Annotated in this window: 22 protein-coding genes and 1 tRNA gene; 14 read left to right on the forward strand and 9 right to left on the reverse strand. The window is 65.1% G+C overall.

Annotated elements, in window-relative coordinates; genetic code table 11:
* The 3 genes from F595_RS0110675 to ppnP all read right to left on the reverse strand — a co-directional run.
* The coding region (locus tag F595_RS0110675) for a helix-turn-helix domain-containing protein (RefSeq protein WP_022956866.1) at nt 1–229 on the reverse strand (229 nt) is incomplete at its 3' end.
* A gap of 111 nt (nt 230–340) precedes the next feature.
* Nucleotides 341–1,081, reverse strand: a complete 741-nt coding sequence (locus F595_RS0110680) for a TerC family protein (protein WP_022956867.1) — start codon at nt 1,079–1,081, stop codon at nt 341–343.
* A 14-nt stretch (nt 1,082–1,095) separates the two neighbouring features.
* A complete protein-coding gene (ppnP, locus tag F595_RS0110685; protein ID WP_022956868.1) occupies nt 1,096–1,407 on the reverse strand; it encodes a pyrimidine/purine nucleoside phosphorylase in 312 nt (103 codons plus the stop codon).
* Nucleotides 1,408–1,557: 150 nt separating this feature from the next.
* On the opposite strand from ppnP, the gene F595_RS14695 reads away from it, so the two are divergent.
* The 3 genes from F595_RS14695 (at nt 1,558) to F595_RS0110700 (ending at nt 5,152) form a co-directional block, all read left to right on the forward strand.
* Nucleotides 1,558–2,217 (forward strand): C40 family peptidase, encoded by a 660-nt coding sequence (locus tag F595_RS14695; protein WP_022956869.1) that lies wholly within the window; start codon nt 1,558–1,560, stop codon nt 2,215–2,217.
* Between the two features lie 134 nt (nt 2,218–2,351).
* A complete protein-coding gene (locus F595_RS0110695; RefSeq protein ID WP_022956870.1) occupies nt 2,352–3,743 on the forward strand; it encodes a PhoH family protein in 1,392 nt (463 codons plus the stop codon).
* Between the two features lie 230 nt (nt 3,744–3,973).
* A complete protein-coding gene (locus F595_RS0110700) occupies nt 3,974–5,152 on the forward strand; it encodes a type III PLP-dependent enzyme (RefSeq protein ID WP_026913514.1) in 1,179 nt (392 codons plus the stop codon).
* Nucleotides 5,153–5,198: 46 nt separating this feature from the next.
* On the opposite strand, the gene F595_RS0110705 is transcribed toward F595_RS0110700, so the two are convergent.
* Nucleotides 5,199–7,040 carry a monovalent cation:proton antiporter-2 (CPA2) family protein gene (locus F595_RS0110705; RefSeq protein WP_022956872.1) on the reverse strand — a complete coding sequence of 614 codons (1,842 nt, stop codon included), beginning with the start codon at nt 7,038–7,040 and terminating at the stop codon, nt 5,199–5,201.
* A gap of 165 nt (nt 7,041–7,205) precedes the next feature.
* Between F595_RS0110705 and ppa the strand changes: the two genes are divergently transcribed.
* The 4 genes from ppa (at nt 7,206) to F595_RS14540 (ending at nt 10,981) form a co-directional block, all read left to right on the forward strand.
* Entirely contained in the window at nt 7,206–7,733 is a 528-nt protein-coding gene (gene ppa / locus F595_RS0110710) for an inorganic diphosphatase (RefSeq protein ID WP_022956873.1), read from the forward strand.
* Nucleotides 7,734–7,964: 231 nt separating this feature from the next.
* Entirely contained in the window at nt 7,965–8,366 is a 402-nt protein-coding gene (locus F595_RS0110715) for a hypothetical protein (RefSeq protein WP_022956874.1), read from the forward strand.
* Between the two features lie 254 nt (nt 8,367–8,620).
* Nucleotides 8,621–9,625: a putative solute-binding protein gene (locus tag F595_RS0110720; protein ID WP_022956875.1), complete on the forward strand. Its 1,005-nt coding sequence runs from the start codon at nt 8,621–8,623 to the stop codon at nt 9,623–9,625.
* Nucleotides 9,626–9,871: 246 nt separating this feature from the next.
* The gene (locus F595_RS14540; protein ID WP_022956876.1) at nt 9,872–10,981 is read left to right on the forward strand and encodes a ubiquitin-like protein; all 1,110 of its coding nucleotides are present in this window, start codon (nt 9,872–9,874) and stop codon (nt 10,979–10,981) included.
* A gap of 97 nt (nt 10,982–11,078) precedes the next feature.
* On the opposite strand, the gene F595_RS0110730 is transcribed toward F595_RS14540, so the two are convergent.
* Together F595_RS0110730 and miaB are read right to left on the reverse strand one after the other, a co-directional pair.
* Nucleotides 11,079–11,155: transfer RNA gene (locus tag F595_RS0110730), tRNA-Met, on the reverse strand.
* A 71-nt stretch (nt 11,156–11,226) separates the two neighbouring features.
* Complete coding sequence (gene miaB, locus F595_RS13830) at nt 11,227–12,639, reverse strand: tRNA (N6-isopentenyl adenosine(37)-C2)-methylthiotransferase MiaB (protein ID WP_022956877.1); 1,413 nt, start codon at nt 12,637–12,639, stop codon at nt 11,227–11,229.
* Between the two features lie 102 nt (nt 12,640–12,741).
* Between miaB and F595_RS0110740 the strand changes: the two genes are divergently transcribed.
* The 6 genes from F595_RS0110740 (at nt 12,742) to F595_RS13845 (ending at nt 21,090) form a co-directional block, all read left to right on the forward strand.
* Nucleotides 12,742–14,670 (forward strand): lytic transglycosylase domain-containing protein, encoded by a 1,929-nt coding sequence (locus F595_RS0110740; RefSeq protein ID WP_022956878.1) that lies wholly within the window; start codon nt 12,742–12,744, stop codon nt 14,668–14,670.
* Complete coding sequence (locus tag F595_RS0110745; RefSeq protein WP_022956879.1) at nt 14,671–15,297, forward strand: SCO family protein; 627 nt, start codon at nt 14,671–14,673, stop codon at nt 15,295–15,297.
* A 74-nt stretch (nt 15,298–15,371) separates the two neighbouring features.
* On the forward strand, nt 15,372–15,851 hold the full coding sequence (locus F595_RS13835) for a copper chaperone PCu(A)C (protein ID WP_169447024.1): 480 nt from the start codon (nt 15,372–15,374) through the stop codon (nt 15,849–15,851).
* A 46-nt stretch (nt 15,852–15,897) separates the two neighbouring features.
* A complete protein-coding gene (locus tag F595_RS13840; RefSeq protein ID WP_022956881.1) occupies nt 15,898–16,926 on the forward strand; it encodes an efflux RND transporter periplasmic adaptor subunit in 1,029 nt (342 codons plus the stop codon).
* Nucleotides 16,923–20,009 carry an efflux RND transporter permease subunit gene (locus F595_RS0110760; RefSeq protein ID WP_022956882.1) on the forward strand — a complete coding sequence of 1,029 codons (3,087 nt, stop codon included), beginning with the start codon at nt 16,923–16,925 and terminating at the stop codon, nt 20,007–20,009. Before F595_RS13840 ends, F595_RS0110760 begins: the two co-directional genes overlap by 4 nt.
* Nucleotides 19,984–21,090, forward strand: coding sequence for an MBL fold metallo-hydrolase (locus F595_RS13845; RefSeq protein WP_022956883.1), 1,107 nt, complete (start codon nt 19,984–19,986; stop codon nt 21,088–21,090). Before F595_RS0110760 ends, F595_RS13845 begins: the two co-directional genes overlap by 26 nt.
* Here F595_RS13845 and F595_RS0110770 read toward each other — a convergent pair.
* The 3 genes from F595_RS0110770 to F595_RS0110780 form a co-directional block, all read right to left on the reverse strand.
* On the reverse strand, nt 21,048–22,076 hold the full coding sequence (locus F595_RS0110770) for a M14 family zinc carboxypeptidase (protein ID WP_022956884.1): 1,029 nt from the start codon (nt 22,074–22,076) through the stop codon (nt 21,048–21,050). The two genes, F595_RS13845 and F595_RS0110770, sit on opposite strands and share 43 nt — an antisense overlap.
* On the reverse strand, nt 22,073–23,023 hold the full coding sequence (gene corA, locus F595_RS0110775) for a magnesium/cobalt transporter CorA (protein ID WP_022956885.1): 951 nt from the start codon (nt 23,021–23,023) through the stop codon (nt 22,073–22,075). Before corA ends, F595_RS0110770 begins: the two co-directional genes overlap by 4 nt.
* A 98-nt stretch (nt 23,024–23,121) precedes the next feature.
* Nucleotides 23,122–23,904, reverse strand: coding sequence for a ComF family protein (locus tag F595_RS0110780; RefSeq protein WP_022956886.1), 783 nt, complete (start codon nt 23,902–23,904; stop codon nt 23,122–23,124).
* On the opposite strand from F595_RS0110780, the gene bioB reads away from it, so the two are divergent.
* The gene (bioB, locus tag F595_RS13850; RefSeq protein WP_022956887.1) at nt 23,903–24,949 is read left to right on the forward strand and encodes a biotin synthase BioB; all 1,047 of its coding nucleotides are present in this window, start codon (nt 23,903–23,905) and stop codon (nt 24,947–24,949) included. The two genes, F595_RS0110780 and bioB, sit on opposite strands and share 2 nt — an antisense overlap.
* Nucleotides 24,950–24,956 lie beyond the last annotated feature (7 nt).

Genomic DNA, 24,956 nt, shown 5'->3' on the forward strand with positions numbered 1-24,956 from the left:
GCAAAGGGTCTAACATGGCGGGCATCCGATAGGGTCTGGCGGTCAATCCACCCTGCCAGTCCTGTCGCCCATGCTTGCGCAACCAGACCAGAACCGTCGACCGCCCCTGGATACCGTAGCGCACCTGCGCCTGCTTGTAACTCAGTTCGCCTTTTTCAACCTGCTCGACAACGGCGAGTTTAAAAGCCAGCGAGTAATCCCCCTGCGTCCGCTTCACCTCAGCATTCATCGCACTCTCCTGAAAACAGCATGGAAAGTGTCAACCTTATTCAGGACGAGACACCAGCCATGAAAAAGCCCGGTCATGCCGGGCTTTTTCATCACGCAGCCGATGCTGTCGTCAGTGCGACGGCTCGCTGACGGCACGGCGCTTGCGCATGCGGATGTTGAGCATTTCGACCAGCACCGAGAACGCCATGGCAGCGTAGACATAGCCCTTGTCGATGTGCTGACCGAAGCCTTCGGCAATCAGCAGGGTACCGACCAGCACCAGGAAGGCCAGAGCCAGCACCTTGATCGACGGATGATTCTCGACGAAATCGCCGATGGGCTTGGCAGCGAACATCATCACCACGACCGAGGCGACGATGGCGATGACCATGATCTCGACATCCTGGGCCAGGCCGACGGCGGTGATCACCGAGTCCAGCGAGAACACGATGTCGATGATGGCGATCTGCGCGATCACGCTGAAGAAGCCGGCGGTACCGGCGGCCATGGCCGAGGCCTGCTCTTCCGGGCTTTCGCCTTCCACGGTGTCGAAGATCTCGGTGGCACTCTTCCAGAGCAGGAACAGGCCGCCGCCGATCAGGATGAGATCGCGTCCGGTGACAATCACGTCACCCAGCTGGACCAGCGGCTCGGTCAGGCGCATGACCCAGGCAATCGACAGCAGCAGCGCGATGCGGCTGACCATGGCCAGGCCGAGGCCGAAGTAGCGCGCGAACTGGCGCTTCGCGGCTTCGACCTTGTTGACCAGGATGGACAGGAAAATGATGTTGTCGATGCCCAGCACGATCTCGAGCAGGCTGAGGGTGGCCAGGGTGATCCAGGCCTGCGGGTCGTTGATCCATTCAAACATGATGCGTTGCTCGCTCAGACAAAGTGGCAGATGTAGTCGACGCGCTCCGGCGCCTCGATCTGGAAGCTGGACTGTCCCGGCACATTGAAGGACTCGCCGGCGACGATGTCACGCCACGCCGACTCGCCCGGCAGCAGTACGCGGCAGCGGCCGCCGACAATCTCCATCACCTCCGGTGCGCCGGTGTTGAAGGTCAGCGTGGCGGGAAAGATGACGCCCACGGTCTTGCGGCTGGCATCGGCGAACAGCACGGTGTAGCTGACGCAGAGGCCGTCGAAGTAGACGTTGGGTTTCGTGATGACACTGACGTTGTCGAACTGGCTCATGGGTCTCCGCCCGGAAGTGTGGAACAAGGCGCATAGTCTAGGGCCTGCCGCAGGCGCCACCAAGAGCTGTCACCGGCTGGTCACGGAATCTTCACCGGCCTGCAGCCTGTTCATCGCGTGAGCGTCACATGCCCTGCCTAAGGTGGCGGCATGAAAACCAAGCCACTCCGATTTTCATGGCGGGCCGCGTTTGATGATGTCGTCAGCCTGCCCGAGCAGCCCTACCGGTCCGTGCGCGAGCATCTGCGAACCGGAGACGTGGTGCTGTTCTCCGGCCGCACGGCGGCATCCCGCCTGGTGCGTGGCTGCACCGGCAGTCCCTGGTCGCACATCGGCATGGTGGTGCGCCTGCCGGATCTGCCGCAGACGCCTCTGCTGTGGGAAGCGACGCGTGCCAGCAAGACCTGCGACATCGTGCAGGGCAGGGCCTTCGATGGTGTCCAGCTGGTCAGCCTGGATGAGCGCCTGCTCAGCTATCCGGGTGTCGCCGCCGTGCGCCGGCTGCAGGGCGTGACCCTGTCGGCGCAGGCGCGTGGCTGCCTGGAGCAGCTGATGGAGGCATGGTCGGCCAAGCCTTACCGCAACTTCGTGCGTCAGCATGTTGCCGGCTGGTGGTCAAGCGAGCCCGAGCCGGCGTTTGCCCAGGGCGGCTTCTGCAGCGAGCTGGTGGCGGAGGTCTATCGGCACTGGCGGCTGCTGCCTGCCGAGACGCCGGCGCACCATTATGTGCCACGCGATTTCGCCAGTGACGAGCTGGTGCTGCCGGGCGGTTCGGGTGCGCTGGCACCGGCCCGTCTGCTGACGGTCTGATGGCTGGTTTTTTGATCAACCCAGGCTTACTCCCGCAGGGAGAACTGCGCTAGGTTAGGGGTGAGGCAAAGCCTCATGCCGTCGTGGCGGTGCGACGTGGCCGCGCGACTTTCCTCCCTCCTGGAGAGCCCTGCATGATCCAGCGCGCTGCAGATGACACCCGCCCCCTGATGTACGTTCTCGACACCAACGTCCTCATTCACGACCCCAACGCGCTGCTGAACTTCGAAGAACATCTGGTGCTGATTCCGATGACCGTGCTGGAGGAGCTGGACAAGCTCAAGTCCGGCAAGGCCTCGGTGTCGGCCGAGTGCCGCGCTGCCATCCGGCTGATTGATCGCGTGCTCGGCGAGGCCCCGCCGGAACAGGTGCGCCGCGGCGTGCCGATCTGGCGCGACGCGCAGCGCATCCATCTGGGGACGCTGGCGGTGCTCATGGACCAGCCCGAAGGTGGGGTGCAGACGCTGGCCAACTCGCTCAACGACAACAAGATCATCAACGTGCTGGTGGCCTTGCAGCAGGGCCGGCCGGATGCGCGCGTGGTGCTGGTCACCAAGGACATCAACATGCGCCTGAAGGCGCGCGCCTGCGGTCTCGATGCCGAGGACTATGCCAACGACCAGCTGGTGTCGGACATCCGTCAGCTGTCCAAGGGCTATGCCGAGTTCACCGGTTCGTTCTGGGAACGCTTCAATCGTGTCGAGACCGTGCAGGCCATCGGCGAGACGCGTCATTACCTTAGCCGCGCCGACTGGAGCGATCCGGTGTTCGCCAACCAGTTCGTGGTCGACGAGCAGGGCTTCATCGGGCGCGTGCTCAGCGTCGACGATCAGCACATCGTGCTGCGCGACCTCAATCACGAGCGCCTGATGAGCCAGGAGGTCTGGGGCCTGCGTCCGCACAACATCCACCAGGCCATGGCGCTGGACCTGTTGCGCGATCCGTCGGTGCACCTGGTGTCGCTGACCGGCCCGGCCGGCTCCGGCAAGACCATCCTTGCGCTGGCGACGGCCATCGAGCAGAGCATCGAGGAGAAGCGCTTCAACAAGATCATCGCGACGCGCTCGACGCCGCCACTGGCCGAGGAGCACGGCTTCCTGCCCGGTACCGAAGAGGAGAAGATGGACCCGTGGCTGGGTGCCATCAGCGACAACATCGAGGCCCTGCACCTGCATGACGAGAGCCCCAAGGGCTCCATCGCCTACGTCAAGGAGCGCGCCAACATCCAGTTCAAGGCCCTCAACTACATTCGCGGACGCAGCTTCCAGAAGGCGCTGATCCTCATCGACGAGTGCCAGAACCTGACCCCGCACCAGATGAAGGCCATCATCACGCGGGCCGGGGAGGGCTCCAAGGTGGTCTGTCTGGGCAACCTGGCGCAGATCGACACGCCCTACCTGACCCCGACCAGCTCGGGTCTGACCTACATGTGCGAGCGCTTCAAGGGCTTTGCCCACGGCGGACACATCCAGCTCGAAGGCGTGCCGCGCTCGGTGCTGGCGGAGTATGCCGAGGCCAATCTCTGACGTGGCGGCGCGATCATCCGTTCATCTGACCGGATGGTCGCGAATCCTCGTCTGCACAGGGGGCGCATTCTTGATTGTGTCATCTTTTGGCTTTACCCTTCGCGGCGTCAGTGCCAGGGCGAACAAGCCGTCGAGCAGCGCAGCAACCTGACGCCTGGATGAGCCTCTAGCGGACCGTTGTGCAACAGTCAGACTAGGGGCTTTTGTCTTTTTTGTGACATGCGGGATGGATGCATATGCGCCTTTCAGATTACTGCTCGGACGCCGAGTGGGCCAAGATCAAGAAGCTTGCCGACGAGAAGGAGACGCCGTTCCTGGTTGTCGATCTCGAGATCATCAAGCAGAAGTACGAAGAGCTGACCGGCTGCTTCCCGATGGCCAAGGTGCATTACGCGCTCAAGGCCAATCCGGGCCAGCCTGTCATCGACCTGCTGCGCGACGTCGGTTCCAACTTCGACTGCGCCTCCATCTTCGAGCTGGACAAGGTGCTGAACTCGGGCGTCTCGCCGGACCGCATCTCCTACGGCAACACCATCAAGAAGGCGGCCCACGTCAAGTACGCCTATGACAAGGGCATTCGCCTGTTCGCCACCGACTCCAAGTCCGACCTGCAGAACATTGCCGAGTACGCGCCGGGCTCCAAGGTCTTCGTGCGCATCCTGGTGGAAGGTGGCGAGACCGCCGAGTGGCCGCTGTCGCGCAAGTTCGGCTGCCACCCGGACATGGCCATCGACCTGCTGGTGCAGGCCAAGAACCAGGGTCTGATTCCCTACGGCATCTCCTTCCACGTGGGCTCGCAGCAGAAGGACATCGCCGTCTGGGATGCCGCCCTGTCGAAGGTCAAGTACATGTTCGACTGGATGAAGTACGAGGAAGACGTCGAACTCAAGATGATCAACATGGGTGGCGGCTTCCCGGCCAACTACATCTCGGAAGTCAACCCGATCAACGTCTATGCCGAGGAAATCCTGCGCTACCTGCACGATGACTACGGTGATGACCTGCCCGAGATCATCCTCGAGCCGGGTCGTTCGCTGGTCGGCGAGTCCGGCGTGCTGGTGTCCGAGGTCGTCCTGATCTCGCGCAAGTCGCGTACCGACCTCAAGCGCTGGGTCTATACCGACGTCGGCCTGTTCCAGGGTCTGATGGAGACCATGGGCGAGTCGATCAAGTACCCGATCTACACCGAGAAGATGGACGAGTCAGGCAATCGTGACGGCAGCGTCGTGCTAGCCGGTCCGACCTGCGACTCCACGGACATCATGTACGAGAACGTCGGCTATCACCTGCCGCTCAGCCTCGCCGTGCGTGACCGCCTGTACTGGATGACCACGGGTGCCTATACCAACTCGTACAGCTCGGTGGAGTTCAACGGCTTCCCGCCGCTGAAGACCTACTACGTCAAGTAAGCGCGTGTGTGGTTCCTGAAGACGCCCGGCATCCGCCGGGCGTTTTTCATGGTGCGGGCGGCGGCCTGACACGCGCCTCCGCCTGATCCTGGCGATGTTCCTCGGCCAGATCGCGCGCCAGCTCCCGGTCGCGCTCGAACAGGTCCTCGAGCTCGATCATGGCCTGCTTGATGCTGGCGTTGAGCTCGGCCTCGTCCTGATAGATCGCCTGCTGGCGGCGCAGCAGCTCCTCGTCAAAGGACTTGAAACGTTCGATGCAGCGGCTGCTGCGCTCCTTGTCGTGACCCAGACGCAGCAGGACATCCTCGGCCATGGCCAGGCTGCTCAGGTAGGTCTCCCGGTGCACGACGTTGACGCCCATGTCGAGCAGCCGGTAAGCGTGCATGCGGTCGCGGGCGCGGGCATAGATGGGCAATCGCGGGTAGTGCCGGCGAATCAGCCGGGCGGTCTGCAGCGACTCCTCGATGTTGTCGATGGCCAGGATCACCAGCTTGACCTGGGCGATGCCGGCAGCGGTGAGCATGGCCAGGCTGTCCGGTCGTCCGTAGTAGATCTTGTTGCCCAGGCGACGCACGAAGTCGACCTGGCGGGCGCTGCTTTCGAGGGCGACAAAAGGGATGTGCTGCATGCGCAGCACCCGGGCGATGATCTGGCCGACACGGCCGAAGCCGGCGATGAGCACCTCCGGATGCGTGTCCAGCGTGATCTCGTCATAGTGCCTGGGCTCCTTGGCAGCCCAGTGCGGCGCGATGTAGCGTTCCAGCAGCCAGAAGCCCAGCGGGGTCAGTGCCATGGACAGCGTGACCACCAGCACCAGACGCTCGCCCAGCAGCTCGGGCAGCAGACCGAGCAGGGTGGCGGTGGTGAAGACAATGAACGCGAACTCGCCGCCCTGGGGCAGGGCCACGCCCAGACGGATCGCGGACAGCGTCTCGTTGCCGGTGGCCTTGCCGAGCGCGAACAGAATCACGCCCTTGAACAGCATCAGCACGAGCGCGGCAAGCAGCAGCCAGTGACCTTCCGAGAGCAGCAGCGGCAGGTTGGCGGTCATGCCCACGGTCATGAAGAACAGACCCAGCAGCAGCCCCTTGAAGGGCTGGATCTGGGCCTCCAGCTCGTGCCGGTACTCGCTGTCGGCGAGCAGCACGCCGGCGAGGAAGGCGCCCAGTGAAACCGACAGATGAATGCTGTGCATCAGCCAGGCGGTGCCGACCACGATGAACAGGGCGGCGGCCGTGAACAGTTCGGCAGTCTGGCTGGCGGCGATGGCACGGAAGGCCGGACGCACCAGGAAGCGGCTGGCAAAGAACAGGAAGAGCATGACCGCGAGCACATGCCACGGGTCTGGCGGCGTGATGGCGTGGGCACTGGCGGTGCTCGCGCTGACCAGCAGCGGCATGACCGCAAGCAGGGGAATCACGGCGATGTCCTGGAACAGTAGGATGGCAAACGATTCGCGCCCATGCCGGGTGGCGAGCTGGCCCTTGTCGCTGAGCAGCTGCAGGGCAAAAGCGGTGGAGGACAGCGACAGGCCCATGCCGACGATGAGGCTGGTTTCCACGCCGAGGCCGGCGAACCAGCCTGCCAGTGCCAGCAGGCTGCCGGTCAGCAGCACCTGCAGGCCACCCAGGGTGAGCACGGAATGGCGCAGGACCCAGAGCCGGCTGGGTTCGAGTTCGAGGCCGATGACAAAGAGCAGCATGGCGATGCCGAAATCGGCCATGCTGATCATGGCCTCCGGCTGGTCGATGATGTTGAGCAGGTGGGGGCCGATCAGCAGGCCCGAGATCAGGTAGCCGATGACCGAGGGCATGCCCAGGCTGCGCAGCAAGGGCACCACGACGAGGGCAATCGCCAGCAGCCATGCGATGGATTCAACGCCCTGCATGTCGTGCTCTCCGGTAGGCATCAGGTTTCTGGCAGTCTTTTTAGCACAGTGCAGCCGCAAATCCCCTTCCGTTGCTCATACCTTGTGTCAGGGCATGCCCCGAAAGCGAACGGCAAAGGCTATAATGCGGCGGTTTTTTCACCGTCCGAGAGTCGAGGCCCCGACATGAGCTACAACAACATTCCCGCCGGCAAGGATGTTCCCAACGACATCTACGTCATCATCGAGATTCCGGCCAACGCCGCCCCGATCAAGTACGAGATCGACAAGGATTCCGACGCGCTCTTCGTCGACCGCTTCATCGGCACCGGCATGTCCTATCCGGTCAACTACGGCTACATCCCGCACACCCTGTCGGAAGACGGTGATCCCCTGGACGTGCTGGTGGTGACGCCGTTCCCGGTCGAGCCGGGCTCGGTCATCCGCTCGCGCGTGGTTGGCAAGCTCAACATGGAAGACGAAGCCGGCATTGATACCAAGCTCATCGCCGTGCCGCACGACAAGCTCACCCCGCTCTACAAGAACGTCAAGGAGTACACCGATCTGCCCGAGCTGCTGCTGGGCCAGATCAAGCACTTCTTCGAGAACTACAAGGCGCTGGAGCCGGGCAAGTGGGTCAAGCTCACCGGCTGGGAAGGGGCGGAAGCCGCCAAGGCCGACATCCTCAAGTCGATCGAGGCCGCCAAGGCCTGATCCCGCCTGACAGCGGGTTGCGGTACCGGAAGCGCTGCCCACTGGCGGCGCTTCTGCTTTAAGCGGCAACATCCCCGTGGCTGGCTGGTCACAAATAAACCCCCTCATTGCCTGTTTGTCAGACAATTCATTGGTTGTTTACCGTTCATCCTCCCTATCATGGGTCACATCAGGAAGCCCGATGCCGGGTTCCGGAAAAGACCAAAGACCACTGATCAAGGAGAAAACATCATGGGCGAACTGAAGAATTTTGCTGCTGAACAACAGGCTGTCATCGAGCGCGCCAAGAACGCCGGTCGTCAGGCTTACCTGGCTGCCCTCGGCCTGGTTGAAGTGCTGAAGGCTGAAGGCGAGAAGCTGCAAGCCATCGACGTCAACGCCAAGACCGAAGAACTGAAGGCCAAGGCCCAGGAACTGAAGACCAAGCTGCAAGCCGTCGACGTCAAGGCTGAAGCCGGCAAGCTGCAAGCCATCGACCTCAAGGCCAAGGCTGAAGAGCTGAAGGCTCTGGCTCTGGAACTCAAGGGCAAGGTCCTGGCCGTGGATGCCAAGGCTGAAGTCGAAAAGCTGCTGGCCGAAGTCCAGAAGCTGTTCGCTGAACTGGTCGCCAAGGGCGAACAGCGCGCTGCCTGAACCGCGATTGCTGAACCTACTGTTTCATGACAGTACCCTCTTGGGGCGGCGCTAGCCGCCCCTTTTTTTTGCCTCGGCTCCGGCATCCGGCGTCTGCCATCTCTGTGCCGTGCTGCTCGCTTTGCTCCATCCCGTCAATGCCGTTGGTCAGCCGCCAGTTCCGCTGACGCCATTCCTGCTTTGGCTTCACCGCGCGCTGGGCTAGGCTGTGTCTCCCGAGTACGGGATGCACTCGCGCCAACAAGCAGGTAACCATGATGAACAACAAAACCATCGCCCGTCTGGGCCTGATCGCCGTCGCTCTCGGCGCCTCAACTGCCGCTTCGGCTCAGAAGTTCTGCGTCTATGACCCGGTGGGAGCCCAGGGTTCCTTCTTCGCGATGGCCAAGGACTATGCGCTCGCCGCCAAGGGATGGGGTGTGCCCAGTCTCGAGCTCAAGGCCTACACCGACGAGCGCGTCGCCGCCGAGGACTTCAAGGCCGGCCAGTGCGATGGTGTGGCCATCACCGGTCTGCGTGGTCGCGCCTTCAACCCCTATGTGGGCAGCATCGACTCCATCGGTGCGGTGCCGTCCTACAAGCACCTGAAAACCGTGATCCAGGTCCTGGCCAGTCCGCAGAGCGAAGCCAGCATGAAGCGTGGCGCCTATGAAGTGGTCGGCATCATTCCGCTGGGAGCTGCCTTCGTGTTCGTGCGTGACCGCAGCATCAACTCGGTCGAGAAGGCCGCCGGCAAGAAGATCGCCGTGCTCGACTTCGACAAGTCGCAGGCGCGCATGGTGCAGCAGCTGGGCGCCCAGCCGGTGGCATCGGACATCACCAACTTCACCACCAAGTTCAACAACGGCCAGGTCGACATCGTGGTTGCCCCTGGCATCGCCTACAAGCCCTTCGAAATGTACAAGGGTCTGGGTACCCAGGGCGCGGTCTACCGCTTCCCCCTTGCCCAGCTCACGGCCAACATGATGATCCGCACCGACAAGTTCCCGGCCGGCTTCGGGCAGAAGTCGCGTCAGTACGTGCTCAGCCAGCTTGGCACGGCTGACCGCACCATTGCCAAGGCCGAGGCGGACATTCCGGCCAAGTTCTGGCTCGATCTGAGCCCGGCAGACAAGGACAAGTACAACAACATGATGCGTGAAGCCCGTATCCAGATGACCAAGGAAGGCTTCTACGATCCCAAGATGATGTCGATGCTGAAGAAGGTTCGCTGCAAGATCGAGCCGGCCAATGCCGAGTGCGCCGACAAGCTGGAGTGATCCTGCGGGTGCATGGATGATGTGCTGAAAAAGCCGCCTTCGGGCGGCTTTTTCATGCCTGCAAGCTTCGGCAAGGTTGGCGACAGTCAGTGGCATAGAGTGGCATGTTGAAAATAGCGCCGCCATGCCGTCGGTGGTTGTGAGCACCATACAAGGAGTCAAGACATGCCAGCATTTGCATTTGCGCGGTTGCACCCTCCCGCAGCCCTTGTCCGGCTGCGCAGTGCCAGTGTGCTGTGCGGGCTCATGCTGCTGATGGCAGTGACGCAGGCACATGCCATGCAGATCTTCGTCGATGGGCCGTCAGGGGAGATCACGCTCGATGTCGAACCCAGTGACAGCATCGAGAACGTCAAGGCGAAGATCCAGGACAAGACAGGGACTCCGCCCGAGCGTCAGAGTCTCACCTTTGGCGGCATGGTGCTTGAAGATGGCAGGACGCTGGCGGACTACAACATCCAGAAGGAAGCCGTGCTGACCCTGGCCTTGCCTGGCATGCGTGACTTCACGGCGGTGCTGCGTGCGGCGCCGGCCACGTTGATGCTGCACAGCCAGGTGCGCTGGCAGCAAGGCGTGCTGTCATTGCGCGACACGGCCTCCGATGCGCGCGACATGGCAGTTCTGGTGTCGGCGCAGGGTGCCCGTCAGCGTGGAGGCAGAGGTGGCGAGGGCTACGACGCCAAGATCAATGACCTGCTGATCGGACGCACGTTTGCGGCGAATGCCGGCGGTCACTGGGGTGTCATGCTGCTGGCTGGTGACAGCGACTTCCGGGCGGGCAGCGATCTGGACGTGCAGGCAACGCAGTTTGGTGCCGCCCTGTTCGTGGAGCGTCAGCCGGCATCCGGTCGTCGTGTCTTTGCCCTGGCGGGCATGGCACACACTCGCTATCAGGAAAAACTCCGTGACACGGGGATGATCGTGCGTGATCGTGCCGAAGGTCGACGCGTCGACGGACTGCTGGGCATCGAGCAGGCGGTCGGATCGCACATGGCCTTTCGTTCCGTGCTCCGCGGCTCCACCGAGCGCATTGCACGGTCAGCAGTGCTTGATGAGCGACGCGATATCCACTTGGGGACGCTGGAGAACGCGGTGCGCGTGACGCCGGCGGCGCCGACCCGGTCGGGCATCTTCGTCTTGTCACCCTACCTCGAGGCCAGTCACACGCTGGTCACCGCGCCCGAGCTGCTCTCGCCAGGCACTTCGGGTCATGGCTTTGCGACAATTTCATTAGGCATCCAGAGTCACCCCGGCAGACGCTTTCCATTGGTCCTCCATGCCAGGGTGCAGCACAGCCGGGGACTGGATGCGTTTCGTGGCAATGGTTTGGATATTGGCGTCAGCTACGCGTTCTGAGACTGCTGCGGGCGCCTGTGGAATGTCCGGAAACGAAAAACCCGCCTCGATGTGAATTTTGGCGGGTTTTTTGTTGCCATGAAATGGCGTCGAGAGGTGGTGGCTACGGCTGGACTTGAACCTGCGACCCCAGCATTATGAGTGCTGTGCTCTAACCGACTGAGCTACGTAGCCAAACAAGCCGCGAATCTTAGTTTTCACTCCGGAGCCTGTCAAGGACTCCGCCGCAAAACCTCGACCTGCTGTCAGCGTGCCTCGTGCCAGAGCGGAATGCGTCCCGGCACCTGAAGGCCGGCGCTGGCTTCGGCATCCGGCTCCACCCACTGCGGGGCATCCGCACTCAGGGCATTGATCGACTCGACACGGGTCACGCGCACGTCGGCAAAGCGGCCGATCAGCGCGGCATCGCCGGGGAAATGTATCCAGCGCGTGTTCTCGGCGATGCCGATGAGCCAGCCGTCGAAGCGCGTCGACGGACGGTCCACCAGCACGCGCTGCACGCTGCCCAGCATGGCGTCAGTCTTGTGGGCGGTGTTGCGCGCGATTTGCGTCTTCAGTGCCTGCAGACGCTGTTTCTTGACGCTTTCCGGGGTGTCGTCGGGCAGTTCCGCCGCCGGCGTGCCGGGGCGCTTGCTGTAGACGAAGCTGTAGGAATGGTCGAAGCCGACGAAATCGATCAGGTCCAGGGTGTCCTGGAAGTCCTGGTCGGTTTCGCCGGGGAAACCGATGATGAAGTCGGACGACAGCTCGATGCCCGGTTTCGCCGCCTTGAGCCGGGTGATGATGTCGCGATAGACACTGATCTCGTGATTGCGCTTCATGGCCGCGAGGATGCGGTCGGAGCCGCTCTGCACCGGCAGGTGCACATGCGCGGCCAGCTCCGGCAGCTCGGCATGGGCGCGGATCAGCGCGTCGCTGAACTCCAGCGGGTGCGAGGTGGTGTAGCGGATGCGGCCGATGCCGGGCACGGCCGCGACCGCGCGCAGCAGCGACGCGAAGTCGCAGATGCTGCCGTCATGGCGGGGACCGTAGTAGCCGTTGACGTTCTGGCCGAGCAGGGTGACTTCGCGCACGCCCTGGCGGGCGAGCTGGGCAACTTCGGCGAGCACGTCGTCGAAGGGGCGCGAGACTTCCTCGCCACGGGTGTAGGGCACGACGCAGAAGGTGCAGTACTTGGAGCAGCCCTCCATGATCGAGACAAAGGCCTTGTGACCCTCCACCCGTGGCTCGGGCAGGAAGTCGAACTTCTCGATCTCGGGAAAGCTGACATCGACTTGCGACAGCCGGGTGCCGTCACCGCGCGTCACGGCGTCCAGCATCTCCGGCAGACGGTGCAGCGTCTGCGGTCCGAACACCAGGTCGACGTAGGGCGCGCGCTTGAGAATGCCTTCGCCTTCCTGGGAGGCCACGCAGCCACCCACGCCGATGACCACGTCGGGCCGGCTGCGCTTGAGCTTGTGCCAGCGCCCGAGCTCGGAGAACACCTTCTCCTGGGCCTTTTCGCGGATCGAGCAGCTGTTCAGCAGCAGCACGTCGGCCTCGTCCGGGTTGTCGGTGCGGCTCAGGCCATGGCTGCTGGCAAGCAGGTCGCGCATGCGGGACGAGTCGTACTCGTTCATCTGGCATCCCTGTGTCTCGATGTACAACTTGCCGGCCATGTCTGCGTTACCCGTATTGCCTGAGGGCGACATTATACAGGTATGCTTGGGCGAAGTCGGGCCGGGTGGCGGCAGTGCGGGCGAGGGCAGGGAGACAGCGGCATGACGTGGGTGGCGAGCAAGGGATGGCAAGGGCTGCTGGCAGGGGCGTTGCTGTGGCTTCCGGGGTCGCTGCCGGCTGCCGACGCGGACTGGCTGAGTGCGCGGGATGCCTATCGCCAGGGCAATGTGGCTGCGTTCACGCAGGCTGCCGATGCCTTGCAGGGCTCGGTACTGCAGCCCTATGTGCCGTACTGGCAGCTGCTGTTCCGTATCGAGACGGCAAGTGATGCCGAGGTGCGTCGCTACCTGGCGCAGCAGGCCACCCCGCTGCTGGCGCAGCGGGTGCGTGTCGAGTGGTTGCGTCGGCTGGCGAAGCGACAGGACTGGAAGACCTTTCAGCAGCATTTCGCCGAGCTCGACCAGGCCCCCGAGATCGAGCTGCAGTGCCTGTTCCTGCAGTCGCAGCTGGCGCTGGGTCAGCGCATGGATGCTGCCCGTTACAAGGACGCGGTATGGCTGACCGGCAAGGACCAGCTCTCGGTCTGCGACCCGGTGATCACGGCCTGGCAGAACCAAGGCGTGATCAGCGAGGAGGACCGCTGGTTGCGACTGCGTCTGGCGCTGGAGGCCGGCAGCCAGCCGCTGGTGCGCTTCCTTCTGCGCAGCCCGGAGGGTGAGCTGCCAAGCATCGAGGATCTGCGACTGGTGGCCGAGGCGCCGACCGAGTTCATCACCCGCGCCGACCTGGGTCGGCGCGATCAGCGCGAGCTGGCGGCCTGGGCTTACGGTCGCTGGGCGCGTCGTGACCTGCCGGCGGCGGTCGCCATGCTGGAGAGCGATGGCGGACGCCTGGGCAAGGAAGCTGCCGTGGCCTGGCGGCAGATAGCGCTGGCGGCGGCGCGCGAACTGGATCCGCGCAGCGAGCGCTTCTTCGCGCTCAGCGAAAAGGCCTGGTGGCCTGTGGCGCATCACGAAAACCGGTTCCGCCTGCTGGTACGTTACGGCCGCTGGCCTGAGCTGCTGGCGTTGCAGGAACGGGTGCCTGCCGCCGTGCGCGAGCGCCGTGACTGGCAATACTGGCATGCCGTCGCGTCGCTGCAGCTGCCCGGTGCGGCCCGTCATCGCCAGGCCCGCGAGACACTCTGGCAGCTGATCCGCCAGGATGACTACTATGGCCTTCTGGCGCGTGAGCAGCTGGGGCTGAGTCTACCCGCGGCGCAGACGCTGACGGTCGATCCGGTGGCCCGTGATCGTGTCCGTGCCAGCCCCGGCGTGCAACGCGCCTTGGCGCTGTTTGCCTTGAACCAGCGGGTTGATGCCAACAACGAATGGCAGCATGCCTTGCGTGGCGTTGACGAGGCCTTCCGGCTGGCGGCGGCCGAGGTTGCCGAACAGGCTGGCTGGCTGGATCGCGCCATACTCGCGGCGGAGCTGATGACCAATCCGGGCGATCTTGATCGTCGCTTCCCGATGCCGCATCGCGACCTGGCCGATGCCAGCACGCGAGATGCCGGACTGGAGCTGGCCTGGGTCTATGGTCTGATTCGCCAGGAGAGCCGCTTCATGCCGGCGGCGCGCTCGCATGCCGGTGCCGGTGGCCTGATGCAGCTGATGCCGGGCACCGCGCAGTGGGTGGCGGATCGTCTCGGCGAGCCCTGGCAGGCCGAGCGTGTCAACGACATTGCCACCAACATGCGTTACGGCAGCTACTACCTGCGTCATGTCCTCGACGAGCTTGGCCATCCGGTGCTGGCCACGGCCGGCTACAACGCCGGTCCGCGGCGGGCCCTGGCCTGGCAGGCCGACGTGCCCATGCCGGCGACGCAGTACGTCGAGAGCATTCCCTTTGGCGAGACCCGTGACTACGTGAAGAAGGTGATGACCAATGCCGTGCACTATTCGCGTCGTCTCGGCACTGGCGAGACCCGCCTGTTGAGTCGTCTGGGCAGCATTCCGGCGCGTCAGCCGGCGGTCATCGAGGGGCCTTGAATGCGTGCTGACTCCTCACCCAACGACCCGTTGCGCAGCCTGCGACTGCTGGCCTGGGGTGCGCTGCTGAGCGTGGCGCTGCTGCTTGGTGCTGTCGCCGCCTGGCGCGCCTTCATGCCGGTCGACAGCGGCCTGCCGGTGCTGCCGCTGGGCGGCGACTTCAGTCTCGGCGATGACAGGGGGCAGACCTTCCGGCTTGGTGACCAGCGTGGCCAGGTCGTGCTGCTGAGCTTCGGTTTCACCAGCTGCCCTGACATCTGTCCGCTGACCCTGGCGCGCTACCGTGCCGTGCTGGCCGGTCTGTCGCAGGATGCCGCACGCCTGACGCCGGTGATGATCAGCGTGGACCCTGCGCGTGATACGCCCGCGCGCCTGCATGAATACGTGCGCTACTTCCATCCCCGCATCATCGGACTGACCGGCACACCGGCCGAGCTGGCCGTGGTGGCACGCCGTTTCGGGGCGGTGATCCGGGTGCCGGCTCCCGGCGAGCCAGGCCAGGTCATGCACAGCGACTACCTGTACCTGCTTGATACCCAGGGGCGCGTGCGCCGTCTTTATGATCAGCAGGCCGGTGTCGATGCCATCGTCCGCGAGGTTCGAGCCCTGCTGCGCGAGGCGCGCTAGAAGCCGCCGCAGCGCGGCGCTTGCGGTGTCTGTCCTGCACTTGTCATGGAGATGTTATGAGCAACTGCTTCAGTATGCGGTCGGGTCTGCGTGTGGCGATCTGCCTGCTCGCGTTCGGGTGTGTCATCCCTGCCGCCGTGGCGGGCGTTAAAGCGACGGATGTCTGGATTGGCGAGGTGCCGCCCAGCAGCGACGTCGCCGCCGGCTATCTGGTGCTGCGCAACGAGGGCAGACAGCCCATGGCACTGACGGCAATCAGCAGTCCGGTGGCCAGACGTGTCGAATGGCATGACGTGCAGCATCAGGACGGCATGGTGAAGATGCAGCCGCGCCAGTCCGTGCTGCTGGCCCCCGGGCAGCAGCGCGTGCTGGGCCCCGGTGACAGCCATCTGATGTTGATCGGGCTGACACGGCCGCTGGCGCTGGGCGAGCGGGTCGCACTCACCCTGCAGTGGCAGGACGGCTCCCGGCAGACAGTGACGGCGACAGTGCGGCCACGTCCGTTGCCCGCCGCACCGGCAGCAACGCATCACCATCACCACGGTCATCATTGAAACGGGAGCAGGCATGCAGGGGTTGGCACGGGGAGTGATGGCGGGGATGGCCGGGGTGCTGCTGGCGGCCTGTGCCGATGAGCCGGCACCGGCCAAGGCGCGTCCGCTGCCGACCGTCGAAGTGACCGGCGTGCGCGAGATCGAGCGTGCGACCACGCTGTCCGCCATCGGTACCCTGCGCGCCAACGAAAGCCTGATGGTGCGTCCGGAGATCAGTGCCCGTGTGGTGTCACTGGGTTTCCGCGAGGGCCAGCCGGTGCGTCGCGGCCAGCTGCTGGTTCAGCTTGATGACGCCCAGGCGCGTGCCGACATGGCGTCGGTCGAGGCGGCGCTCGCGCTGGCACGGTCCGAGCTGCGCCGGGCCACGGCCCTGCCTGCGGATCTGATCGCCCGGCATGAGCTCGAGCGTCTGCAGGCCCAGCTTGCGATGCAGCAGGCAGCCCTGGCGCGTGCCCGCGCGGTACTGGCAAAAACCCGTATCCTGGCCCCCTTTGACGGTGTTGCCGGTCTGCGCCTGTTCAGTCCCGGCGAGGTCGTGCAGCCGGGCCAGGACCTGTTCTCGCTGACGGCCCTGCAGCCCATGAAGCTGGATGTGCCGGTACCGGAGAGTCGTGCCGGTGACGTCCGTGTCGGTCAGGTGGTGAGCGCCACGATTGCGGCACTGCCGGAGGCGGCAGTGACCGGTCGCGTCGCGGCCATGGAGCCGGCGCTCGATGCCGGGTCGCGAGCCCTGCGGCTGCGCGTGCTCATCGACAACCCGGGTGGTCGTCTGCAGCCGGGCATGACGGCCCGCATCAGTCTGGCCACCTCGGCACCCGTGCGGGTGCGCGTGGTGCCGGATCAGGCGGTGGTGCCCATGGGCGGCCACCAGGTGGTGTTCGTGCTTGGCGAGAAGAATGTCGCGACAGCTGTGGCCGTGCAGCCCGGGTTGCGCGTTGACGGCCTGACCGAGATCGGCGATGCCCTGGCGCTTGCGGCCCAGGTGGTGGTCTCCGGTCAGAACAAGCTCAACAAGCCGTCACAGCCGGTGCGTCCGATACCGTTCCCGGCCGGTGGCGCGGACGTCATGCCATGACCCTGGGTGAGCTCTGCGTACGTCGGCCCGTGCTGGCGACGGTGCTCAACCTGCTGGTGATGCTGGCCGGCGTGATGGCCTGGGATCGCCTTACCGTGCGCGAGTACCCCAACATCGACACGCCGGTGGTGACGGTGCAGACCGACTACCGGGGCGCCAGCGCCGCCATCATCGAGTCGACGGTCACCAAGGTGCTGGAGGACTCCCTGTCCGGCATCGAGGGCATCGACTTCATGACCTCGACCAGCCGCCAGGAAAGCAGCCAGATCACCCTGACCTTCAATCCGGAGCGCGACATCGACAGCGCCTCCAGCGATGTCCGTGACCGGGTCGCCCGGGTGCGCCAGCGCCTGCCGGAAGAGGTCGACGAGCCACGCATCAGCAAGGCCGAGGCGGATGCCCAGCCCATCATGTGGCTGGCGCTGTCGTCGACGCGGCACAGTCCGCTGGCCATCAGCCAGGTTGCCGAACGCCAGATCAAGGATCGCCTGCAGAGCATTGCCGGGGTTTCCGACATCCGTATCAACGGCGAGCGCCGGCCGGCCATGCGCATCTGGCTGGATGCGCCACGTCTGGCGGCCCTCGCGCTGACGCCTGCCGATGTCGAGACCGCGTTGCGGGCGCAGAACCTCGAGGTGCCCTCGGGGCGGGTCGAGGGTGCGGAGCGCGAGTTCACCGTGCTGGCGGAAACCGACCTCAACACCCCGGAGCAGTTCGCCGGCATCATTCTGCGTGACAGCGGCGGCTATCTGGTGCGCCTGGGCGATGTCGCGCGCATCGCGCTCGGCGCTGCCGACGAACGCCGCGCCACGCGCTACAACGGCCAGGATGGTGTCGGTCTCGGCGTCATCAAGCTGTCGACCGCGAATCCGCTGGAGGTGTCCAAGGGCGTGCGCGCCGCGATTCCCGACATCATCGCGCAGCTGCCCGAGGGCATGAACCTGACCCTGGCCTACGACTCCTCGGTGTTCATCGAGGAGTCCATTCAAAGCGTCGCCAGCACCCTCATCGAGGCCACCGTGCTGGTGGTGCTGGTGATCTTCCTGTTCCTGCGCAGCGCGCGCGCGACCCTGATTCCGCTGCTGACCATTCCGGTCTCCCTGCTCGGCGCCATGGTCTTCATGCAGGCCTTCGGCTTCTCGCTCAACACCCTGACGCTGCTCGCCTTCGTGCTTGCCATCGGTCTGGTGGTGGACGATGCCATCGTGGTGCTGGAGAACATCTACCGGCACATCGAGGAGGGCTTGGCGCCGCTGCAGGCGGCGATCAAGGGCATACGCGAGATCGCCTTCGCGGTGATTGCCATGACGCTGACGCTGGTGGCCGTGTTCGCGCCGCTGGCCTTCACCACCGGACGCACCGGCAAGCTGTTCACCGAGTTCGCGCTGACCCTGGCGGCGGCGGTTCTGGTGTCGGGCTTCTGCGCGCTGACCCTGTCGCCGATGATGGCATCGCGGGTGCTGAAACCGGTCCACGCGCAGCCACCGGCCTGGTCGCAGGCCATCGAGCGTTTTCTGGACGGTCTCTCGGCCGCCTACCGTCGCGCGCTGGATCGGGTGCTGCCACGGCAGGGTCTGGTCGCGGGCGTGGCGCTGGCCCTGCTGGGCCTGTCCGGCGTGGTCTACACCAGCCTGCCCAGCGAGCTGTCGCCCATCGAGGATCGCGGCATCATCATTGCCGCCGGCTCGGCACCGGAAGGTGCCACGCCCGAGTATGTCGCGCGCTATGCCGGTCAGGTCGAGGGCATCATCCGCACCGTGCCGGAGTGGCGTTCCACCTTCATGGTGCGCGGCTTCCCGGACGAGTCGCGCTTCATGAGCTTCAACCGCTTCGTGCCCTGGGACGAGCGCGAGCGCAAGACCCAGGAGATGGCGCCGGCTCTGGGGGCGCGCCTGTCCGAGGTACCCGGCCTGCAGGTCGCGCCCATCCTGCCGCCGTCACTGGGGCAGAGCAACCGCAGCAGTCCGGTCGAGTTCGTGGTGCAGACCTCGGCCGGCTACGATGAGCTCAGCGACACCCTGAATGCCCTGATGGATCGTGCTGCCGACAACCCCGGCCTGGTCAATGTCAGCAGTGACCTCAAGCTCAACAAGCCGCAGCTCTCGGTGCGTCCGGATCGCGACAAGGCGGCGCTGCTGGGCATTGCGGTGTCAGACATCGCCCGGGTCCTGGAGTCCTACCTGGGCGGTCGCGCCGTCACCACCTTCAAGCTCGACGGCAACCAGTACGACGTGCTGGTGCAGATCGAGGATGCCCAGCGCGCCGAGCCCGGCCAGCTGGCCGACCTGTTCGTGCGTGCCCGTTCCGGCGAGATGGTGCCGCTGGCCAACGTGGTGTCGGTCGAGGAGAGCATCAGCCCGTCCTCGCTGGGGCATTTCAACAAGCTGCGCAGCGCCACCCTGACGGCCAATCTCGCGCCAGGCTACTCGCAGGGCGAGGCCGTGGCGTTCATGGAGCAGGCCGCGCGTGAGCTCGGCAACCCGCGGGTGAGCACGGACTGGAGCGGGCCCACGCGCGAGTTCCTGGCTGCCAGCGGCACGCTGGCGCTGACCTTCGGTCTTGCGCTGGTGTTCATCTTCCTGCTCCTGGCCGCGCAGTTCGAGAGCTTCCGCCACCCGCTGGTGATCCTGTTCACCGTGCCGCTGGCCATGCTGGGGGCGCTGCTGGCGCTCACGTTCACGGGCGGCTCGCTCAACGTGTACAGCCAGATCGGTCTGGTCACCCTGGTCGGTCTCATCACCAAGCACGGCATCCTCATTGTCGAGTTCGCCAACCAGCTGCGCGCGCGTGGCGAGAACGCGCTGGTGGCGGTGCGTGAAGCTGCCGTGCAGCGTCTGCGTCCTATCCTGATGACGGCGGCCACCATGGTGCTGGGCGCGCTGCCGCTGGCACTCGCCAGCGGAGCCGGTGCCGAGGCACGTCAGCCCATCGGCTGGGTGATCGTCGGCGGCATGACCGTGGGCACGCTGTTCACGCTCTATGTGGTGCCGGCGGTGTATCTGCTGATTGCCGGTCGCGCACCGGTGCCTGTGTTGTCCGAGGCCGAGGAGGCTGCCCATGTCGCGCCCGTCCAATCCCGCTGAAGCCCTGCTGCGCAGCATGCGCGTGACCCAGGGGCTGCTGGCGCGTCCGCAGGTGGCGCGCCCCGGCAATGACCATTGGGATGGTCACCACTTCCGCAATCCCGGCACGCATACCGGACATGGCGTGAAGGCGGCCCTGCGCTGGATGGCGACCCGGCAGCCGGCGCCCTGGCCGCAATGGCGTTCGGACGGTCTGGATGCACGGCCGCAGGTGCGGCTGAGCGAGTCGCTGCAGGACTGGCGGGTGACCTTCGTCAACCATGCCACCGTGCTGCTGCAGATCGGTCCCTGGAACCTGCTTACCGATCCGGTCTGGTCGACCCGCTGCAGTCCGCTCAGCATGGCCGGTCCGCGGCGCGTCTGCCGGCCGGGCGTGGCGCTGCCCCATCTGCCACCCATCCATGCCGTGCTCCTCAGTCATGACCACTACGATCATCTCGACATCCGCACCCTGATCTGGATCTCGCGGCGTGACCAGCCGCTGATCGTCACCGGGCTGGGCGTGGGCTCGCTGCTGCGTGCCAACGGCATCACGCGCGTAGCCGAGTGCGACTGGTGGGAGTCCGTGAGCCTGGGCGACCTGCAGCTGCATTTCGTGCCGGCGCAGCATTTCTCGGGGCGGGGCGCGCGTGATCGTGACCGCACACTCTGGGGCGGACTGGCCGTGACCTGCTCCGGCGGTACCGCATTCTTTGCCGGTGATACCGGTTACGGCCCGCACTTTGCCGCCATTCGCGAGCGTCTCGGCACGCCCAGGCTGGCACTGTTGCCGATTGGCGCCTACGAGCCTCGCTGGTTCATGGCGCCGGTGCACATGAATCCTGACGATGCCGTGCGCGCTCATCGCGATCTGGGGGCACGGCAGACACTGGGCATTCACTTCAACACCTTCCAGCTCACCGATGAGCCGGTGGATGCCCCGGAGCGTGAGCTGCTCGCGGCCCTGCATGCGCATCATGTCGAGCCGGGTCGCTTCGTGGTGCTGCCCGAAGGCGGGGAGATGGATGTGCAGATGTGCGCGAACGTGCCGGCGTCGGCTCAGCTGGTCGGTGAGAACCAGGCCGACATGGCCGCTTCCTGAGCCGCTGCGCGGCGGGCGCCCACGGGTTGCCAGCGCTCCCAGGACACGGCTGCCTGCTGCAGGAAATCAAACAGCGTCATGTGGCGACGCAGCACGCGCTCGTGGCGATGCGGCAGCAGCGGATTGAACAGGCCGAGCGGGTCGAGCAGCTGACGCGGGTTCTTCTTCATCCACAGCCAGGAGCCCATCTCCAGGGTCAGCGGCAGGAAGGGCGGATGTCCCTGCTCGCGCGCCTCCTCATAGAGAAAGTCCCAGAGGTCGCCGTGCGTGGTGTAGCTCAGGCACTGCGGTTCCATCAGGTAGAAGCTGTGGTTGGGGTAGGTGCGCTGGAACAGGTCGCGCAGAGACCAGATCTCGGCCAGATGGGCCAGCGGCGTCTTGCGGCCGGCATAGGGAAACCACAGGCGGTCACGGAAACCGAAGCCGGAATGGCAGTCGATGCTGATGGCCACGCGGTGGCTGAACAGGCGCTGACGCACCACCCGGTACAGCGCCTCCGCTTCCGGCTGCAACACGCCGCCGGCGGGGCCCCGGTACCAGGGCAGGGCAGGGCTCAGGCGCTGGCCGCCGAGTGGCCAGGGCGCCTCCACCTCGGCATCGATGTCGGCATGGCGCATCAGGTCGACACCGGCCGGATTGGCCCGCGTGCCCTTGAGAAAGCCGCCGGGATTGACGATGGGCATGAACACCAGGCGGATGCGGCGCAGCTGCTCGTGCAGCGTGGCGTCCCACGACAGGCGCTCGACCAGGTGACTGAGGTAGGCGATCAGCACCTGGCTGCCGATGCGCTCGACGCCATGCACGCCGCCAAAGAAGCCCACGGCCGGCACGCTGGGGCTGCGGTTGCCCAGCGACAGGCACCAGACCGGCAGGCGGTGACCGTCGGCGTCGACATGGGTGACCACGTCGCACATGACATGGGCGCCAGCGCGGTCGATCAGGGCATCCAGCGCCAACAATTCCGGGTTGTTGGCGAGGCGGCTCATAACCAGTTGCGGCGCTTGAAGTAGAGGAAGGGCGTCACCGCCGACAGCACCATCAGGCCGATGGCGAAGGGGTAGCCGCCGGACCAGTCGAGCTCTGGCATGAAACGGAAGTTCATGCCGTAGATGCTGGCGATCATGGTCGGCGGCAGGAACACCACCGAGGCCACCGAGAAGATCTTGATGATCTTGTTCTGGTTGACGTTGATGAAGCCGAGCGTGGTGTCGAGCAGGAACTTGATCTTGTCGAACAGGAACGAGGTGTGCGCGATCAGGGACTCGGAGTCGCGGATGATGTCGCGCAGGCGTTCGCTGAGCTCGGCGTTGAGCATGCCCGAGCGCAGCAGCAGGTAGAGCATGCGCTGCAGGTCGACCATGGAGATACGCACCTTGCCGATGATGTCTTCCTGTTGCGCGATCTCGGTCAGCAGCGACTCCATGTCGTCGGTCTCGGCATTGCCGAGCACCTGGCTGCTGGTGACCTCGAGATCGGCGGCGACGCGCTCGATCATGTCGGCGAGGTTCTCCACCTTGGTCTCGAACAGGCCGATCAGGATGGACTTCGGATTGCTGACGTTGACCAGACCTTTGCGCGCGCGCAGGCGGAACAGGCGGAAGGCGGCCAGCTCCTCCTCGCGCAGGGTGAACAGGCGATCGCCGTTGAACACGAAGGCGGCCGAGATGTTGGCCGAGGTCTGGTCGGCGTAGTTCAGGAAGTAGGAGCTGATGTGCAGGCCGTCATCATTTTCGTAGAAGCGCGAGGTCGCCTCGATCTCGTAGAGATCGTCGATGCTTGGCAGCTCCTGCCGGTAGGCCGTGCGCACCCATTCGCGTTCCTCGTCCGTGGGGTTGATCAGGTCAACCCAGAGAATGTCCTGGACCAGGTCTTCGGCGGCATTGATGGCCACGGGTTCGAGCAAACCCTTGTTGAGGGTGAAGGCCATCAGCATGGCGAGAACATCTCCCGAGTGGTGACCGCATTCTAGCAATGCCTTGCGCGCGGCAGCCACCCGCCTGAGCATCCCCGGACAAAGAAATAGGTCGTGGCTCAAGGCGGCAGCGTGCGCGCCACAACCAGCGCCCGGACCTCGCCTGCGCCGGCCTCCGTGAGCACGCGAGCAAGCGCCGACAGGGTGGCTCCGGTAGTCAACACGTCGTCGATGACAAGCACGTTGCATCCCTGCAATGGCGGGCCCTGCCAGCTGAAGGCATCGGCCAGGTTGGCTTCGCGTTGCGCCGGCGACAAGGTTTTCTGCATTGCCGTGACGCGCCGGCGCTGCAGGCTGTCGGGCTGGTAACGCATGTGCTGACGGGTGGCCACGTCGCGTGCCAGCAGTGCCGCCTGGTTGTAGCCACGTTCACGCAGGCGTTGCGTGTGCACCGGCACCGGCACGACCAGGCTGTCCTGCCAGTCGGGCGGCAGGCGCGCGGCCAGCAGCTCTCCCAGTGCATCGGCAAGCGTCAGCCGGCCCTGGTACTTGAAGGCGGCGATCAGGGCATCGACCGGAAACTCGTAGCGAAACACGGCGGCCGCCTGCCAGGGTGGCGGATCGCGCTGGCACTCGCCGCAGCAGCGCGTGTTCACGGGTGTCTCTTCATGTTCAGGCAGGGGCAGGGCGCAGCGGCGGCAGCTGTCGTCCAGCCAGGGCAGATCATTCAGGCAGGCCGGGCACAGGCAGCGATCCAGGCAGCGTCCGCCACAAAGAAGGCAGTGGCTGGCTCGAACATTGTCAACCATGGCCTTGATCATGAGTTGACGATAGCGTGCCAGCCTCGCCAGAATCGGCCATTGCCGGCGCGGTGCCGGTCTTTCTGCAGGATGCCTGTCCATGTCCCAGTTCTCCGGCGTGGTGCGTACCGACTGGACGCGCCCGGAAGTGCGCGCCCTCTTCGAGTTGCCCTTCAATGACCTGCTGTTCCGGGCCCAGCAGGTGCATCGCCAGCATTTCGATGCCAATGCCGTGCAGGTCAGCACGCTGCTGTCGATCAAGACCGGCGCCTGCCCCGAGGACTGCAAGTACTGTTCGCAGTCCGGGCACTACGACACCGGCCTCGACAAGGAAAAGCTGCTCGCTATAGAGAAGGTAGTCGAGGAAGCCAGGAACGCTAGGGAAAAGGGCGCCTCGCGCTTCTGCATGGGCGCGGCCTGGCGCAGCCCGCGCGAAAAGGACATGCCCTACGTGCTGGAGATGGTGAAGCGCGTGAAGGCGCTGGGCCTGGAGACGTGCATGACGCTGGGCATGCTCGACGGCGGCCAGGCGCAGCAGCTCGCCGAGGCCGGTCTGGACTATTACAACCACAACCTCGACACCAGCCCCGAGCACTACAACCAGATCATCACCACGCGCAGCTACCAGGACCGTCTGGACACGCTGGCGCATGTGCGTGATGCCGGCATGAAGGTCTGTGCCGGTGGCATCGTCGGTCTTGGCGAGTCACGCGAGGATCGCGTCGGCCTGCTCACCCAGCTGGCCACGCTGCCGGCGCACCCGGACTCGGTGCCGATCAACCAGCTGGTGAAGATTGCCGGCACACCGCTGGGCGAGGTCGACGACCTGGATCCCTTCGAGTTCGTGCGCACCATCGCGGTCGCCCGCATCCTGATGCCGCGCAGCATGGTGCGTCTGTCCGCCGGTCGCGAGCAGATGCCCGAGTCGCTGCAGGCGCTGTGCTTCCTCGCCGGTGCCAACTCCATCTTCTATGGCGAGAAGCTGCTGACCACGGCAAACCCCGAGGCCGAGGCCGACCGTCGCCTGTTCCAGCGTCTCGGCATCCATCCGCGCGAGGAGCAGACGGTGTTCGAGCCGACGCTTGCGGCTGCGCCGGTCAACCGTCCTGCCTCGCTGTGGCGTGATGCCATGGCCACGGCCGGCTGACGCGACC

Origin of the sequence: Perlucidibaca piscinae DSM 21586 (assembly GCF_000420045.1) — a bacterium.
Taxonomy (GTDB): domain Bacteria; phylum Pseudomonadota; class Gammaproteobacteria; order Pseudomonadales; family Moraxellaceae; genus Perlucidibaca; species Perlucidibaca piscinae.